The organism is Pseudomonas mucoides (genome assembly GCF_015461845.1).
Lineage (GTDB): Bacteria > Pseudomonadota > Gammaproteobacteria > Pseudomonadales > Pseudomonadaceae > Aquipseudomonas > Aquipseudomonas mucoides.
Genome location: NZ_JACOPW010000001.1, coordinates 531160 through 546997, shown reverse-complemented (window position 1 = coordinate 546997; position 15838 = coordinate 531160). Strand labels below are relative to the sequence as shown.

16 protein-coding genes, 1 tRNA gene and 1 pseudogene are annotated in these 15838 nt (G+C 55.8%); 9 read left to right on the top strand and 9 right to left on the bottom strand.

From position 1 onward, the window contains the following. Positions 1 to 95: 95 nt before the first annotated feature. From H8F22_RS02630 to H8F22_RS02620, 3 genes and pseudogenes are all read right to left on the bottom strand, one after another. Positions 96 to 1205: pseudogene (locus tag H8F22_RS02630) on the bottom strand (phage integrase Arm DNA-binding domain-containing protein); the annotation flags it as partial. Then, positions 1205 to 1417 carry a hypothetical protein gene (locus H8F22_RS02625; protein ID WP_194939747.1) on the bottom strand — a complete coding sequence of 71 codons (213 nt, stop codon included), beginning with the start codon at positions 1415 to 1417 and terminating at the stop codon, positions 1205 to 1207. The pseudogene H8F22_RS02630 and the gene H8F22_RS02625, both read right to left, overlap by 1 nt. Positions 1418 to 1821: 404 nt before the next feature. Then, positions 1822 to 2541, bottom strand: coding sequence for a hypothetical protein (locus H8F22_RS02620; RefSeq protein WP_194939746.1), 720 nt, complete (start codon positions 2539 to 2541; stop codon positions 1822 to 1824). A gap of 40 nt (positions 2542 to 2581) precedes the next feature. On the opposite strand from H8F22_RS02620, the gene H8F22_RS02615 reads away from it, so the two are divergent. After that, positions 2582 to 3250 (top strand): hypothetical protein, encoded by a 669-nt coding sequence (locus H8F22_RS02615; RefSeq protein ID WP_194939745.1) that lies wholly within the window; start codon positions 2582 to 2584, stop codon positions 3248 to 3250. 24 nt (positions 3251 to 3274) lie between these two features. Here the strand turns inward: H8F22_RS02615 and H8F22_RS02610 are convergent, their stop codons facing one another. From H8F22_RS02610 to H8F22_RS02600, 3 genes are read right to left on the bottom strand one after another with little or no spacing between them, the layout of a single operon-like run. Beyond that, complete coding sequence (locus H8F22_RS02610) at positions 3275 to 3772, bottom strand: hypothetical protein (RefSeq protein ID WP_194939744.1); 498 nt, start codon at positions 3770 to 3772, stop codon at positions 3275 to 3277. After that, positions 3769 to 4365: a hypothetical protein gene (locus H8F22_RS02605; RefSeq protein WP_194939743.1), complete on the bottom strand. Its 597-nt coding sequence runs from the start codon at positions 4363 to 4365 to the stop codon at positions 3769 to 3771. Before H8F22_RS02605 ends, H8F22_RS02610 begins: the two co-directional genes overlap by 4 nt. Positions 4366 to 4420: 55 nt before the next feature. Next, the gene (locus tag H8F22_RS02600; RefSeq protein WP_194939742.1) at positions 4421 to 5200 is read right to left on the bottom strand and encodes a DUF2786 domain-containing protein; all 780 of its coding nucleotides are present in this window, start codon (positions 5198 to 5200) and stop codon (positions 4421 to 4423) included. A 51-nt stretch (positions 5201 to 5251) separates the two neighbouring features. Between H8F22_RS02600 and H8F22_RS02595 the strand changes: the two genes are divergently transcribed. Together H8F22_RS02595 and H8F22_RS02590 are read left to right on the top strand one after the other, a co-directional pair. Then, the gene (locus tag H8F22_RS02595; protein WP_194939741.1) at positions 5252 to 5911 is read left to right on the top strand and encodes a hypothetical protein; all 660 of its coding nucleotides are present in this window, start codon (positions 5252 to 5254) and stop codon (positions 5909 to 5911) included. 570 nt (positions 5912 to 6481) lie between these two features. Continuing rightward, positions 6482 to 7324, top strand: a complete 843-nt coding sequence (locus H8F22_RS02590; RefSeq protein WP_194939740.1) for a putative phage abortive infection protein — start codon at positions 6482 to 6484, stop codon at positions 7322 to 7324. A 184-nt stretch (positions 7325 to 7508) separates the two neighbouring features. On the opposite strand, the gene H8F22_RS32505 is transcribed toward H8F22_RS02590, so the two are convergent. Beyond that, positions 7509 to 8168, bottom strand: coding sequence for a hypothetical protein (locus tag H8F22_RS32505; RefSeq protein ID WP_228758652.1), 660 nt, complete (start codon positions 8166 to 8168; stop codon positions 7509 to 7511). A gap of 161 nt (positions 8169 to 8329) precedes the next feature. Between H8F22_RS32505 and H8F22_RS02575 the strand changes: the two genes are divergently transcribed. The 3 genes from H8F22_RS02575 (at position 8330) to H8F22_RS02565 (ending at position 9181) form a co-directional block, all read left to right on the top strand. Next, positions 8330 to 8548 (top strand): hypothetical protein, encoded by a 219-nt coding sequence (locus tag H8F22_RS02575; RefSeq protein ID WP_027921477.1) that lies wholly within the window; start codon positions 8330 to 8332, stop codon positions 8546 to 8548. 211 nt (positions 8549 to 8759) lie between these two features. After that, positions 8760 to 9056 carry a DUF2513 domain-containing protein gene (locus H8F22_RS02570; RefSeq protein WP_194939739.1) on the top strand — a complete coding sequence of 99 codons (297 nt, stop codon included), beginning with the start codon at positions 8760 to 8762 and terminating at the stop codon, positions 9054 to 9056. Positions 9057 to 9105: 49 nt separating this feature from the next. Next, positions 9106 to 9181 (top strand) — tRNA-Met (locus H8F22_RS02565). Between the two features lie 319 nt (positions 9182 to 9500). Here the strand turns inward: H8F22_RS02565 and H8F22_RS02560 are convergent. Both H8F22_RS02560 and H8F22_RS02555 read right to left on the bottom strand, forming a co-directional pair. Further along, positions 9501 to 10616 (bottom strand): Gfo/Idh/MocA family protein, encoded by a 1116-nt coding sequence (locus H8F22_RS02560; RefSeq protein ID WP_194939738.1) that lies wholly within the window; start codon positions 10614 to 10616, stop codon positions 9501 to 9503. Positions 10617 to 10795: 179 nt separating this feature from the next. After that, positions 10796 to 11716: a MurR/RpiR family transcriptional regulator gene (locus tag H8F22_RS02555; protein ID WP_027921474.1), complete on the bottom strand. Its 921-nt coding sequence runs from the start codon at positions 11714 to 11716 to the stop codon at positions 10796 to 10798. A 310-nt stretch (positions 11717 to 12026) separates the two neighbouring features. Between H8F22_RS02555 and H8F22_RS02550 the strand changes: the two genes are divergently transcribed. The 3 genes from H8F22_RS02550 to iolB all read left to right on the top strand — a co-directional run bounded on the left by H8F22_RS02550 (position 12027) and on the right by iolB (position 15813). Beyond that, positions 12027 to 13964, top strand: a complete 1938-nt coding sequence (locus H8F22_RS02550) for a bifunctional 5-dehydro-2-deoxygluconokinase/5-dehydro-2-deoxyphosphogluconate aldolase (RefSeq protein ID WP_194939737.1) — start codon at positions 12027 to 12029, stop codon at positions 13962 to 13964. Positions 13965 to 14113: 149 nt separating this feature from the next. Then, positions 14114 to 15007 (top strand): myo-inosose-2 dehydratase, encoded by an 894-nt coding sequence (iolE, locus tag H8F22_RS02545; protein ID WP_059181170.1) that lies wholly within the window; start codon positions 14114 to 14116, stop codon positions 15005 to 15007. Next, positions 15004 to 15813, top strand: coding sequence for a 5-deoxy-glucuronate isomerase (gene iolB, locus H8F22_RS02540; protein ID WP_027921471.1), 810 nt, complete (start codon positions 15004 to 15006; stop codon positions 15811 to 15813). Before iolE ends, iolB begins: the two co-directional genes overlap by 4 nt. Positions 15814 to 15838: the final 25 nt, after the last annotated feature.

The window sequence follows — 15838 nt, the reverse complement described above, 5'->3', positions numbered from 1 at the left end:
CCATTATTCCTGAGTAAAATCAGACACTTGAGCCGATCAGATAGATCGGCTTTTTTGTGTCTGCGCAAAACCCGCGCAAAACTGGCGCAAAGCCACCCGGTGATTTCGCTGATATTCAGGTCCGGAATTGCTTCGGACCAGACGATTTCCTCGTGGTCCCGCGGGTAGTTTCTGGTCATGCCCTCGCTCGCATGGCCAGCAATTTTCTGACCATCCTTTCCGGCCTTCTTGTACAGGTGCAGCGACAGCGCTCGCACTTCGTGGAAGCCCGGCATCTCTTCTTCCTTCTATCCCGCGTAGCAGTTCGCCGCCTCCCTGGCCTCCTTGAATGCTCGCGTCAAATACCTCTCCTCAACCTTTGTCCAGTGATCCTTGATCTGTGCCTGTTTCTGTTTCCGGCGCTCGGGCTTTCGGTGCACCAGGTAGGGCGATACGACATCGTCGCGGCATCGGCTGATGACCGCCTGCAACTCCGGCGTTATCAGAAATCGTATCCATGCCGCGTCACTGGCTTTGGCCGTCTTCTTCTGCACCACGTACCGGTAACCCTCCCGACTTCCATCAAAACGCACATCGAGGATGTCTGTCCGACGCTGGGCAGTGATCAACGCTAGGTCGATTGCGTTCTGCCGCCAAGCCGGCGACTTCTCCCGAGTAGCTTTTAGTCCTTCTACCGTGTGGCGTTTGCGCTGCTTCTTCTCGATCCGGTTGATGGTGCTCGCCGCCGGGTTGTCCGGGTACAGGCCTTTGGACGCTGCGTGATTGAAGATGTCGATCAGTAGCGCCCGGCACTGGTTCGCCGTGCGCGGAGTTAGCGCGTCCAGCATCTCCGCGACCATGCGAATGGTTATTTGATCGACGGACTTGCCCTCGAATTGCTTGCGGAAGCGCCGGAAGTGCACGGCGTAGAGGCCCAGTGTTCCTTTGGCCAGCTCGCGCGGTGGCAAAACATCGCGTTCGTAAGTGTCGAGGAAGCTGGCAAATGATTTTGATGAGCTGCCCATCACAGCGCCGATCAGGTCAGCCCCGCGCATGAACTCCAGATTCAGTTGCTTCGCTGCATCGATAGCTTTGATGCGATCGGTTCCGAACTGAAACCACTTCCCGTCGGTTGGCCGCCGGTAGCGATAAGTCGAGCGCCGCGAATCGAAATACAGGTTCTGCGGGAGGCTCTTGTTCGCCTTGTTGCGCGGCCGTGGGACCATCATGCAGCTCCTTTCAATACCATCGCGACCAGGTCGTTGCCGTTCGACCGATTGAACGCGGTCCAGTCAACGTACCAAAGTTTCCCGATCTGTTCGCCGGGCACCATCCCGTTACGGATATGGTTGCGGATCGCCTGCGAGCACTGCGGCGTTCCATTCTCGCCCCAGCGCCTGCGCTGGAACTCACTGATTTTGATCAGCTCTCGTTTCATTGGGTGCTCCAGAAAGTCGCCGACTTGTCGGGGTGGCGAAACTATTTAAAATGAGGTATTTGATTAATCCCGGCAGCAAGCCGGCTAATCAGAACTTTTGAGAGCAAGGAGCACTACATGGGACTTTTCGGGCCTTCAGATACAGGAACCAGCAAAGGTGTGATCGATAGCGGCCGCCAAAAGGACACGGGTGGGCATGATCATCGGTCTAATAAGGGAGATGATCGAACTCCTGCTCAGAAAGAAGGCGATAAAAGCAAACGCAAGTAGCACACCAGGCTGATTAAGCGGCTGGCCCTGTGTCGCGGAAAACCTCCATCTGAGCAGCACTGTCTAGCCAGGCGGCCGCGATCCGCGTCGCGGCCCCTTATAGCAGTACACGTAGGCGAACCAAGCGAGGGCGATCATGGCGTCACCTGCTTGAACGAAACTGCCCAGACCCAAGGGTTTGAATCCCAGTTGCTGCCGGTTGAATTCCAGAGATTGGCGAACGCCCAGCGTGGCGCGCCCAGGCATTGTTCATGGCTGGTGGTCTTGTCCCACATCCAGCCGTCTAGCTGCTGGTGGGTGGACTCTGGTGCCGGGCAAGTGCCGACATCAGTCCAGCCTGTTCCGGAGTGACCGCACTTGCGACCGTAGTCGGTGAAGAAACATCCCTCGGCGATTGCTTGCTCGTCGCTGATGTCTTGCAGCCGCTCCACGCGGACGTCGGTTATCTCCAGAAGGATGCGGCTGTCGCGGCGGAACATGTGGATGCTCGGCTTCCAGTAGCTGCGATCGGATCCGACCCCATCGTCATCACACCAAGACCACGGACCGTAAGCCCGGTAAATTGTCACCATCTCATCGCCTTCACGCGCAATGTGCGGGCGGCCCGGCCAGTCGTCCTGACCGTTTACGTTATAGGTGCGACCCCAGGTCTCGCGCACCCACAGCCGGTCGCCGGGCTTACCGTGCGGGCAGAGCGCATTCGCAGAGTCTTCGACGTACTCGGGGGGGAAGTCAGACAGCCATTTCAGGCCAGCACCTTTCACTGCCCGCCGGGTGACCGTCTTTCGGTCTTCCAGGATGGCGCGGACCATAGGGGCAGAGAATAGGATTGGGCTTTCTTTTATTCCAAGCATATAGGTATTCTCGACATTGCCAAATTAAGAGGCTGTTCATATGGGACGTGTCTTTTTCGAACGATGGTTGCTCCTAACCTACTGTTTGTTATTGTTTGCTTCGGGATGCATCTTCGGTTTCATTTTTACGAAAGATGGTCAAGTTGGTTTGGTGAGTTTTCTAGGTGGCATATCGAGTCTCGCAACGGTTGGTGCTGCTATCACTGCGGTAGTAGCAATGAACTCGTGGAAAGCGCAGTTTCAGCTTCAGAAGAAATATGATGCAGTCATCTTTGTAAGGGCTTTTTTACATGAGGCATCGCATCCGCTCATTTATTTGTCGAGCTTGTCGAATCACTTTTCCGCGTACATTTTATCGCGCAATGATAGGGCACTAGCAAATAACTACCCCGACGAAATTCAACGGAAGTGGTTCGATCACGCTTCTGAATTTGGGAAAGCCTGGGATGTAATGACGGTGTTCCTTTCAAAAAGTGAGTTGGAGAGCTTTGGGTATTCTCCCACCGCTATAAATCAAATGGTTAGGGTTGCTAAAGATGCTCTGATAGAAACAGCTTTTGGCAATAGTATGGGGTTGGAGAAAAGTGATGAGGCAGCTCGAATACTTGGCCTGCAAAACATACTTCGCACGCATACGGTTAAAATTGAAAGCGCTTATGTAGATATGGAAAAACAGAGCAGAGTTTTGCTCGGCGAACTTACTTCATGAACTCAGTCAGTCATCGCTACCCGTTTAGGTGCGCCAATCCACCTTCACGCCGTTTACGAGAAAGCCCCATTCACCGCACCATTTGCTGGTGATGAACAGGGTGATGACGCCGCCGGGCGATACCTCGTCGATCTGGTGGTACTCGCCGTGGTTCAGGCTGGCGGTGTCGCCGGATTCGCGCCAGTAATCGATGTCGCCGTGTCTGCTGTGGCGGCGCTGCTCCTTATAGAAGCCGCGCAGGATGATCGTCCTGGCGTTCCACGGGTGGTCATGCAGATCCCGGTCTTCGTCCGGCCGCATGATGTGGTGGATGCGGAACGACCACGGGAACCACCAGAGCGCCGGCTTGTGCGTGGTGCGGGAGTAGGGGTTGAACAGCCACCAGCGGCCCATGTACATCTCGGTGCCGTCGGCGGACATGATGTGCAGGTAAGGCGTGCGCTGGGTGCGGGCGATTAGCCAGGCGGCAACGGCCGGGCGCGCAAGCAGCTTGGCGACCAGGCGCCAGAAGAGATTGATCATGTGGCCTCCTTCGGCGTGTAGGTCAGCGTGCCGTCGAGTATCGCTTCCTTGATGGCGTTGAACTCCCAGGCGTAGTACTGCGAATCGACGTAGACCCGCATCCCGTCGCGGTAGTCGTGCTTCTTGCGCCGGATGAATGCTTCGGCGGCGGCGTGGGTGAAGTGGGCGTTGACGTATTCCCAGCGATCGTCCCAGCCGGTGACGGTGTGTTCTTCCAGTTCGCCGAGCACGTACCACTGATCCGACTCATCGGCCTTCATGAACTGGCACTCAGACCAAGCCTGCATCTTTTTATTGAGCTGGCTTTTCTGGTAGCTGGACAGACCGTCCCAGTACTCCTTGACCGAATAGGCCACCGACTCACCGCTGTCCCAATACACAAGGCGCTTGTCGGTGTAATCCATGTCCAGCCCGGAGACGATGCGGCGGGCCTCAACAATGAAGATTGCATCAGCAGTGCAGTGATCGTGGACTCGCTTCCCTTTGCAGTCGTAACGCAGGCGCTGGACGAAGTCGGCCCAGGTCGCGGCGTCCAGGTAATGGCCGGTCGCCAGGCTCGGTGCCGGCTCAGCGAGGTTGTTTTCTGTGGGCATGGGGCGTCCTATGCCGGGTCATGCCCGGGCGGTGGAGTCGTTGGAGGTTGTCGGATCAGGCGGTGGCGGAAAGCGCGAGCAAGTCGTCGCCTGCTCGCGCAAGGCCGATGTTCAGGTCAACACTTCGCCCGGCGAGCATGCCCGCGATCTGTGCGTTCATGTCGAGCTCTGTCTGCGGAGTCTTACGGGATTTACCGACGTTTTTGCTGGATAGGTATTCGGCAATGTGCGCCTTGTCCTGGGTTTGAACGGTCACAAGGTCACGGCCCTCACTTGCTGCAGCCGCGTCATCGTCCTCGCCTTGGGGAACCAGAGCCCGCAACTTTCCGTAGACCTGCCCGACCCACGCTAGCGCGAAGTGATCACCAGCTGTCTCGGCTGTGTAGGAGCTTCGATGCTTGCCCGCGCGTACTCCGGCGGCGTACTCCTTGCGAGCCAGGGTTAGTTTTGTCAGCAGCGCCTGATAGGCGTAGAGCGCAATGTGCTGAGCCGGTGTAACGCCGACAAAGGACGCGCGTTCGATCACACGATTTTTGAGCGTGCACCACTTGCGGGTGCGCAACGACGTGCACCCGAACACCTCAGCAACAGCTGCGGATAGGTGTCGGTCCCATGCAGGCAGTCGTTCGGTGCGGGAGAGTTGAGACTCGACCTCGCCAACGTCGCTGAGTTTCACATCCATCTCGGTGAGGCGGTACTCGCGCATCAATGCCTGAGCTTGTCGAAGAGCGGTAGCGGCTTCATTCTCGTTTGAGCTTTCCGCTAATGCCAGACAGTGCTTGATCTTGCGGATGGCTCGCTCGAGTTTCTTTTCATCAATGTGATTGTCGGGCATAGGGGATCCTCGCCGGCTATAGTGGCCTGATCGTTAGTATGGAGATGGCGGATGAGAATTTTTCTGGGTATCACCGGTACCGCTCTTTTTGCTGGAGCGGTGTGGCTCGCTTACTGCTTACTTCAACAAGGCAAATTTTCAGGCACCGAATTTGTAGCATTCGTAATTGCATTCGCTGTAATAGCCTTAGTTCTATGTTTTGGTCAGGAAGTGCAGGAGTTCACAATAGCGGGGAGCGTGGTGAAACTAAAAGAGATAAAAAATGACGCATTAAAACAAATAGAAGCGCTTAAGAGGACTCGGGTTGAACTACTTCGATTGCTGTTGCGAGCCAAGTCATTCGTAAGTGGCAATTTTTCATTCGATGCTGATTATTTGTCTGTCGATCCAGACTTTTGGGACATCGTTGCAGAGGCTAGAAGGAACGGCTCTCTTAAGGATTTGGCGCCAGAGGTGCTAAAGATTGTGGATGTTATGATTCCAGCGTTGTATGCCGTAACAGTCACCTGGGGGAAAACCACAAGGCCGGGTGATCAAACTTGTGAAACATTCGTAGGGCTTGCTATTGACCTAATGAATTCTGATCTTTTAAAGAAGGCTTCGCTAGAGCGCGGGGATGAGAACGAGTCGATTTATAAAAACTTTGTGGAAGGCCGCGTTCTCGAAATTGAAAAACTTTTCGCATTGAAGCGAGAGCTTAGCTTGCTTTAATTCCTACGCGCGATAGGTGAGGGCGTGTGAAGCTGTGCACGACAAAGCTTCGCAAAACTGGCTTGCAGCGTAGAAGTGGAGTATTTGTGTTCAGCCCGGCATGGAGCCGGATCAAGGAGCCGTGATGAAATTTTTGAAGCTGTTGTTCGCGATGTGTTTCGTTGTATCCGGTAGCGAGGTATTTGCCTACGGCGAAATACAAAGTCTTCCAGGGTCGCAAATTCTCGCCGCTGGCGATATTCAGCAGGTAACTTGCCCCATTGGGGGTAAATACGATTGCTTGTCGTGGCCGCACAACCTCTACGAGCTGACTGGTGAGAATGTTTGCTTCACGACAAGTGCGTCATGCGGATATAGCTGTGAAGGGTTCATAGCGCAGAAAAATCAAGTGCAGACTCTGTATGTACTGGGTAGCTTTCCAAAACTGAGTAGTGCGAGCATTCAACTCTTCAAATGCCCGAGCAAATTTTAGATTTGAAATCTCATGTCGCCTGTGCCACGCGCCATGACCGGATGCAGCAGCGAGCAGATGAAGAGTGATAATATTTCAGCTTTGTAATGGGGGGCAGCATGAGTAGAAGGACACGCAAAACGATTCGCTTGATAAGTCGCTGCATTTCTGTAAATAGGCTTAAAATTATAATCGGCACGGCAATCGTTTTGATGGCTGCTGTTCTTATTAATTATTTTGTAAGCTTTCCAGCGATACGATCAACTGATCAGGCTGTTTGGGGCCAGTTTGGTGACTACTTTGGCGGTGTTTTGAATCCGCTGCTAAGTTTCTGTGCTTTGATTGCAGTAGTCCTTAGCTTGAGATCTCAATCTGAAGAAGTAGCCGCTGCAAGAAAAGAGGCAAGTGCTGCTATCGCAATGCAAACCGAGCAAACTCAAGTTTTCCAGCAACAAAGTTTTGAATCTGTTTTCTTTGGGCTTATTCAGCTTCATCTTAAAAACGTTGATCGAGTGAAGGCGCCAGTAAGGGCGGAGGACGCCGGAAATGGAACAACATTCGAGCTCATAATTAGATCATATAATTTGGATAGGGTGGATGACGGCATCGATCAGAACATTCCGCGCGCTTTAGGAGGTACGCAGTATCAACAAAAGCAAGTGAGTGACTATTGCAATAGGTTTATGGAGCAGTATGGCAATAGGATAGTGCATTACTTTGCCACTCTAGAAGAAATTCTTAAGTATGTAGATAGCCGCTCGAGACCAAAATCAGTGGGCTCATCTCAATATATATCGATCTTTAAGTCACTTCTTTCGCCGGAGGAGGTTGAGTGTTTGTTGATGTATGCCATCAGCGATAAAGGAAAGAGCTTAAGACCATTTATGGCGCAACATAATCTTTGTGCGTTGGTGCCGAGGAGGGCGCGAATTGGTCTGGCAGAACAAATACTAGAGTATTGATTTTTAATCTCTCGAGCTGTGCTTTATAAATACGGCTCTACAATAGAATCTTCAGGCTCCCCGTGCGAGTCGCGAAGAGTCCGCAGACTTTCTTTGCGGAACTCCTGCGACACCTTTTCACTTGGCTCATACGGTGTCGTGACACAGCGGAGCATCTGGGCGGCGGTATCGAAGTCGGCGGCGATCACATTGCGCAGCAGGTTCTGATACACCTCCTGCTGGTTGTTGAGCCGTGTTCTTTCATCAGGCGCTTGAGGTCGGGCATGAACACGCCGGCGACCTCAACCTTGAAGACACCAACACCTTTCTTCGCATCGTCCTCCGCTTTCTTGGCCCGTTTTTTCTTCTGTTTCAGCGACTCCGCCGTTGGTTCCTGCTGTTCCTCGGCCATCGACTGCCCCCAGCCTGTCACCATCTTCAAGTGGGAATGCTCTTTGAACTCAACACCCATCTCGCGTAAATGTTGTGGGCTGACACGTACGTCCTGGAACATCTCGGGATAGTCGTGCGGGATCTGCCCGCCACCCATGGCCGCCCGGACATCGTAATGCGCGATCCACACCTCGTCACCGATTGCTCCGGGCCGGTAGTAGTCGATCTCAATGGCGCCGCCTTCGTCCGCTTCTGCCACTGCCAAAAGCCGTCTGCGGGCATCCTCATTCAGTCCTTTCCCCTGATGGGCAAGCATGTTTCGAACGATGTCAGCTGCCGACTCGCTCGACAAGTACCAGCACTTATCGGTTTCGGCGTAAGCCACCCATTTTTGGAGCGTGACTGTCAGGCCTTCCGGTCCGATCGTATCGTCGTATCGGAGATGGTCAGGGCCTGGATTTTTGTTTTCCATGGGCAATACCTGTCCTTTGCCTCCATAGCGGCTGGCTTTTGAAGGAGAGGGATAAAGCTGACCAGTGGTCAGACTGTATGAATTATCTGAGGTGACCGTACTCGACCGTTCGAGGAGCGGCTGTTTCTCAATGGCGGTGAGTTCCGCCCAGGAGAAAGGCAATGGCTTCTATTGACGACTTCAGATTTGAGTCGCACCAGCTTCTATTAGAACTTGACGCTGCCACCATGGGAATGATGACGCTGGTTTCATCTAGGTGTGTTTCAGGTCCCGAGTGGGATGCTGCAAACAAGAGGCAGCACGAAGCCTATAAATGCTGGGATGCCTTTATGAATGCCCCGCTCATCGCCGGCACCAACAATCTCCCGCCTGCTATCTGAGCGACTCATTCAGCGAATGGCGCTGACGTTTAAGGGGGAGGGATTTAAGGTTTCGTGTGGACGTCGAGAAGGTGCTCGACTTGATTCGACTGCATAAGTAGCGCGAAACGCACACGACACCCTGAACCCGGCCACTGCGTCGGGTTTTTTTATGGGGGCTCCATTCCCTGACTATTCTCATTTGACCTGAAACGGCAGAGGGAATTTACATATGAAGCGGAATTGGAATTACATCAAGGCACTTCTTGAGCAAGTCGAGCAGGCAAATAGAAAAGGAATTCTTCAAGAGCATGCTCTGAACGTAGTGTATGGTCACGACACTCATGACCAGGTCAAAAAGGAGCAGGCGACCCATGCACTCCAGCTCATCGTCAAGGAAGCATTCGTGGAGAGCACCGTGGACGCCTCAGGCGTGGATACTTTGATCTCGCTCACATGGCGAGGCCATGACCTGCTTGATGACATGAGAGCGAACGTCGCCAAGTACGAATTCAAGCACTTTCATTGAGTATCCTCCTACTAAGCCTCGCCATCGTGCGGGGCTTTTTCGTTTCAGATGCGTGGTAGAGCAGCGGTCAGCTTGTCGGGCTCATATCCCGAAGGTCGATGGTTCGAATCCATCCCTCGCAACCAATCCACTGCAGCCAGGGCAGCCTCACGGAAGGCTTGGACACTGATAAGCCGGCAATCGCAGTGCTACGACAAAACACCGACAGCCCGCGCATCCAGATCTGACAGTGCTTTCTGAGTGGCGCGAGACTGAATCAGCGAGATTGATGCAATAGGGTGTCGACGTTAGGAGGTCGTTAGCTCGCCATCATAGGTTCGAATCACTCCGTCCCGACCCTATATTTAAAAAGGGTCGCGAGATTTTATCTCGCGGCCCTTTTTTATTTTCAGTGTCCCGTACTGATAGAAAAGCTGCCGCCATTTAGCGCAGCCTTTTCAGCGATCACAGCTCGCTGATACTGACCCAGCGCTGGTCCCGTGCCGCCAGTCGAATCGCCGTCGCCAGTCGCTCCACTTCAAAGGCTTGCTCGAAATCAGTGCCGGCTTGTCCGTGCCCGGCCAAGGCCATGATCAGCTCATGCACTTCCAGCGTCTTCAACTCGTTGTAGCCCAGCTGATGCCCCGGCGCCGGACTGAACGCTGCGTAACCTGGCAGGTTCGGCCCGGCCAATAAACGCTGGAATCCGTCTTGCCCGGCGCGGCACAGGCGTAACTCATTCAAACGTTCCTGATCGAACGCAAGGGTGCCTTGTGTACCACTGATCTCGAAGCTCAGATGATTCTTGTAACCGTGCTTGAGCCAACTGCTGCTGAAGGTACCGCGCGCACCGCTGGAAAAGCGCAGCAAGGCATGAGTCTGATCATCGACAGCAATGTTACGCGGTTCCAGGCTACCGGCCGTGGCCGGGCGCTGACGATGCACGGTCTGGGAATCGGCGCACACTGCTTCGACAGTGCCGAGCAGATGGCGCGCCATGGCGAGCAAGTGGCTACCCAGATCGGCCAGGGCCCCGCCGGCATGTTCGGCCTCACAGCGCCACGACCAAGGGGATGCTGGATCGGCCATGAAGTCTTCGCTGAATTCGCCTTGAAAGCAGATGATCTCGCCGAGACTGCCGTTCAGTATCAGTTCCCTTGCCAGGCCGATGATCGGGTTGTGCTGGTAGTTGTAGCCGACACGCGTGACGACGCCTGCATTCTTGGCTGCCAGGTGCATGGCATTGGCTTGTTCAAGGTTCACCGCCAGCGGCTTTTCGCAGTACACCGCCTTGCCGGCGCGAATAGCGGACATCGCCATCGGGTAGTGCAGGTGGTTGGGTGTGGTGATGGCGATCAGGTTGACCTTGGGATCGTCGACCAATTGCTGCCAGTCGTCATAGGCTTGCTCAAAGCCCCAGGCGGTGGCGCATGCTTGCGCACGAACGGGGTCGGCGTCGGCCAGGGCGGCGAGGCGAAGCGTGAAGGGCAGTTCGAATGCCGCACTGACGTTACGAAACGCCAAGGCATGGGCACGACCCATGAATCCCGTGCCGATAAGTCCGATTCCGAGTTCGCGCATGACAGATCCTTTGGATTCTTGTTTTCAGAGATCCAATTAATAGAATATTTATTCCTTTTTATCAATTTATGAAAATAATATTTACATCAGGCTGCTGGATCGCAGCCAGTGATTGGGCGCAGTGGGTTCGGTTCTGCCTCGACAGCCGCTGCGCGCGGAGCCAAACGTCAACGTCTCGGTCAGTCGTCGAACCCGACCTGCTCGTGAATATCGTCGACCTTCAACTCCAGTCGATAGGCCACGGCGATAAACAGCGCCTGGCACAGGCACAGGGTTGCACTCAATGAACGGAACGCAAACGAACTGCCTTCGTTGACGAGCAGAAGAGTGTTGGCGCGCTTGGCCAGGGGAGAGAGATTGCTGTCGGTGATGATCAGGGTTTTCGCCTGTTGATGCTGGGCGATGCGCAGGCAGTGCTGCGTCTCCTTGCCGTACGGCGTGAAGCTGATGGCGATCACCAGGTCATTGGCGCGCACGCTGCGCATTTGCTCGCGGTAGCTGCCGCCGAGTCCCGAGACCAGGTGGATGCGCTTGTTGGTGTGTTGCAGGTTGTAGACCAGGTAATCGGCTACCGCGAACGAACGGCGCACGCCGACCACGTAGATGTTGTCGGCATTCACCACCATGTCCACGGCCTTGTCGAAGGCCTGGTCATCAAGTTCCAGCCCCAGTCGTTCGATGCCCGACAGGGTCGCATCGATGCACTCGCGCGCCAGGTCGCCGCCGCTGGCTTTCTGCGATTTGTTGGCGATCATGCTGCGAATGCGCTGCTGGTAGTTCTGCACCGGCGTGGTTTTGTGGGTATACGCCTCACGGAACAACGCCTGCATTTCACTGAAGCCGCTGAAGCCGAAACGCTGGGAAAACCGCACGATGGCCGACGGGTGCACTTCGCATTCGCGGGCGATGTCGCTGATGCGGTCGACCATGATCCGGTCGCTTTGCTGGCTCATGTAACTGGCGATGCGTTTGAGCTGGCGCGGCAGGCTGTCGTATTCATTGGTGATCAGCTGCAGCAGACGCTCGGCATTGATCGGGGGGCTGGCGAAATCGCCCTCGGGCGTGCTCTCGGTCGATGCCGGCTGATCGGTGCGGGACATAGGGAATCCTTCAGGCTTGTTCTTATAGGGACGATGGTTCACCTCGTCCCCTGACAATAGGTTGGCTGTGCGCAGTCTACAGGGTAGGCCCGAACAAAATCATGAGCTTGCGGCCATGTGAAGCTTGCTGAATCGATGCACTGCCTCTGGAACGCTCGTATCAAAGTTTATTGGAAAAAATATTCCATGTAAAAAATATATAGAATAATTATTGATATTTCGGTCCCGTACGTTCTAGTCTGCATCCACCAAGAGTGTTCGGCGCGGCCATCGCCTCGAACACAGGCTGATAAAAATAACAGGAGCCAGCATGGGCCAGACTCGTTTTGCCAGTGGACGTCGGTTGGATCTGATTTGTCTGGGGCGCCTTGGCGTCGACCTTTATTCGCAGCAAGTCGGGGCGCGGTTGGAGGATGTGAGCAGCTTCGCCAAGTACCTCGGTGGATCGTCCGCCAACATCGCTTTTGGCACGGCGCGCCTGGGTATGAAATCGGCGATGCTGAGCCGGGTGGGTGACGATCACATGGGCCGCTTTTTGGTGGAATCGCTGGCTCGCGAAGGTTGCGACGTCAGCGGCATCAAGGTCGACCCGGAGCGCCTGACTGCCATGGTCCTTCTGGGGCTCAAGGATCGCGAAACGTTTCCCTTGGTCTTCTACCGCGAAAACTGCGCCGACATGGCACTGCGGGCCGAAGACATCTGCGAAGCCTTCATCGCATCCAGCAAAGCGCTGCTGATCACCGGCACCCATTTCTCCACAGACGGCGTGTACAAGGCGAGCATCCAGGCGCTGGATTACGCCGAAAAGCACAACGTCAAACGGGTGCTGGACATCGACTATCGCCCGGTGCTTTGGGGCTTGGCGGGCAAAGCTGACGGCGAAACCCGTTTCGTCGCCGACCAGAACGTTAGTCAGCACGTACAAAAAATTCTCCCGCGTTTTGACCTGATCGTCGGCACTGAAGAAGAGTTTCTGATTGCTGGCGGCTCCGAGGACTTGCTCACGGCATTACGTAATGTTCGGCGGCTGAGCGCTGCGACCCTGGTGGTCAAGCTCGGCCCGCAAGGTTGCACGGTGATTCACGGGGTGATCCCGGAACGTCTCGAAGACGGCGCCATTTATCCGGGTGTGCGAGTGGAGGTGCTCAATGTGTTGGGCGCTGGCGATGCCTTCATGTCGGGCTTCCTTGCCGGTTGGCTGGAAGATGCCAGCGATGAGCGCTGCTGCCAGTTGGCCAATGCCTGTGGTGGTCTGGTGGTCTCCCGCCACGCTTGCGCCCCGGCCATGCCGACCCGCGCCGAACTCGACTATCTGTTTAACAGTCCGGTGCCGATAACCCGGCCTGATCAGGATGAAGTGTTGCAACGTCTGCATCATGTCAGCGTGCCGCGCAGACAGTGGAAGCAGTTGTTCATTTTCGCCTTCGATCATCGTAGGCAACTGGTGGAACTGGCGCACAAGGGCGGGCGCGAGCTGAGCGCCATCGGTGAACTCAAGCAACTGTTTATCAAGGCCGTGGAGCGCGTCGAAACCGATTTGCGCAAGCAAGGCATCGAAGCCGATGTCGGGTTGTTGGCTGATCAACGCTTTGGCCAGGACTCGCTCAACGCCGCCACCGGTCGCGGCTGGTGGGTCGCTCGCCCGGTTGAAGTACAAGGCTCGCGGCCATTGGCTTTCGAGCATGGTCGTTCCATCGGCAGCAACCTGATCGCCTGGCCGCAGGAACAAATCATCAAGTGCCTGGTGCAATTCCACCCTGACGACGAGCCGTTGCTGCGACTGGAGCAGGAAGCACAGATCAAGGGTTTGTATCAGGCCTCCCAGGTCAGCGGTCATGAACTGCTGCTGGAAATCATCCCGCCCAATGATCATCCGTCGACCCATCCGCATGTGTTGTATCGCGCCCTCAAACGCCTTTACAACCTGGGTATTTACCCGGCCTGGTGGAAGATCGAAGCGCAGAGCGCCGAACAGTGGCAGCAACTCGACGAGCTGATTCAGGCGCGTGATCCGTATTGCCGAGGCGTGGTGTTGCTGGGCTTGAATGCGCCGGCCGCAGCATTGGCCGAAGGGTTTCAACAGGCCAGCAAGAGCCAGACTTGCCGTGGTTTCGCCGTCGGCCGAACGATTTTCCAGGAGCCGAGCCGCGCGTGGATGGCCGGTGAAATCGACGATGAAACGCTGATCCGACAAGTGCAGGACACGTTTGTAGAGCTGATCGATGCCTGGCGCACAGCCCGAAGCTGAACATTTTCAATGTGCGAACACTGAACCTGTGGGAGCGAGCTTGCTCGCGATGGGGCCTTCAAAGGCACCAAGATCAACGCGAGCAAGCGCGCTCCCACAGGGTTTTGTGTCGCTCTTACTGGTTAGAAAAAACAATAAAAGGTGCAGCCATGCCCGCTATTCGAATTGGCATCAACCCGATCTCCTGGAGCAACGACGACCTGCCGTCCCTCGGTGGCGAGACGCCGCTGAGCACCGCGTTGAGCGAAGGCAAGGAAATCGGCTACGAAGGTTTCGAACTCAACGGCAAGTTCCCCAAGGATGCCAAAGGCGTCGGTGACGTGCTGCGGCCGTATGACCTGGCGCTGGTGTCCGGCTGGTATTCCAGTCGTCTGGCCCGTCGCTCGGTGGCCGAAGAAATCGACGCCATCGGCAGCCATGTCGAGTTGTTGGCGAAGAACGGCGCCAAGGTGCTGGTATACGGCGAAGTCGCTGACTCCATTCAAGGCCAGCATATCCCGTTGGTCGAACGCCCGCAGTTCCACACCGAGCGCGCCTGGCAGGAATACGCCGACAAGCTCACCGAACTGGCACGTTTCACCCTGTCCCAAGGCGTGCGCCTGGCCTATCACCACCACATGGGCGCCTACGTCGAATCCCCGACCGACATCGACAAACTGATGGCGCTGACCGGCAGTGAAGTCGGTCTGCTGTTCGATTCGGGGCATTGCTACATGGGCGGTGGCGAACCCTTGCAGGTGCTGCGAAAACACATCAAACGCATCTGCCACGTGCATTTCAAGGACGTGCGCAAGCCAGTGGTGCAGTTGGCGCGCAACAACCTGTGGAGCTTCCCGGACTGCATCATCAACGGCACGTTCACTGTGCCCGGCGATGGCGATATCGATTTTGGCGCTTTGCTCGACGTACTGCTGGCTGCCGATTACCACGGTTGGCTGGTGGTCGAAGCCGAACAGGATCCAGCGGTGGCGCCGAGTTATGCCTACGCCAAAAAAGGCTACGACACCCTGCACGCACTGCTCGACGAGAGGATTGCACTATGAGCCTGCTGGTCAAAAGCAATGCCCGTGGCCGGACCATGGTCGAGCTGGGCAAAGGTGAGCTGGAATACGTCGGCTTCGCCGCTTACCGCTTGAGCCTGGGCGAAACCCTGCCGGTGTCGGCCGGTGATAAAGAGCTGTGCCTGGTGCTGCTCAGCGGCCGGGTCAGCATCAAGGGTGAAGCGCCGGGGCAGGGCGCGTTCGACTGGGACAACATCGGTGATCGTCAGTCGGTGTTCGAAGACAAATCCCCCTTCGCCGCGTACTTGCCACCGGGCAGTCAGGCGCAAGTGGTCGCGCTCAGCGACGTGCAAATCGCCGTGTGCGCCGCGCCCGGTTCAGTGAGCAACGGCCTCGGCCCACGGCTGATCAAGCCTGACACCATGAAGCGCAGCGTGCGCGGCAAAGACGCCAACACCCGTTACGTCTGCGACATTCTGCCGGACACCGAACCGGCTCATTCGCTGTTGGTGGTGGAAGTGCGTACGCCGTCGGGTCACTCCTCAAGCTACCCGCCGCACAAGCACGACACCGACGATTTGCCGCACCAGAGTTTTCTCGAAGAAACCTATTACCACCAGATCAACCCGCCCCAGGGCTTCGTATTTCAGCGGGTGTACACCGATGATCGCAGCATCGATCAAGCCATGGCCGTGGAAAACAGCGACCTGGTGGTTGTGCCGAAGGGGTACCACCCGGTCAGCGTTCCGTACGGCTATGAGTCGTATTACCTGAACGTGATGGCCGGACCGAAACGTGTCTGGCAGTTCCATAACGATCCGCAGCACAGCTGGCTGCTGGATCTCTGAACCAGACAGCCTGAATTCCAACTTC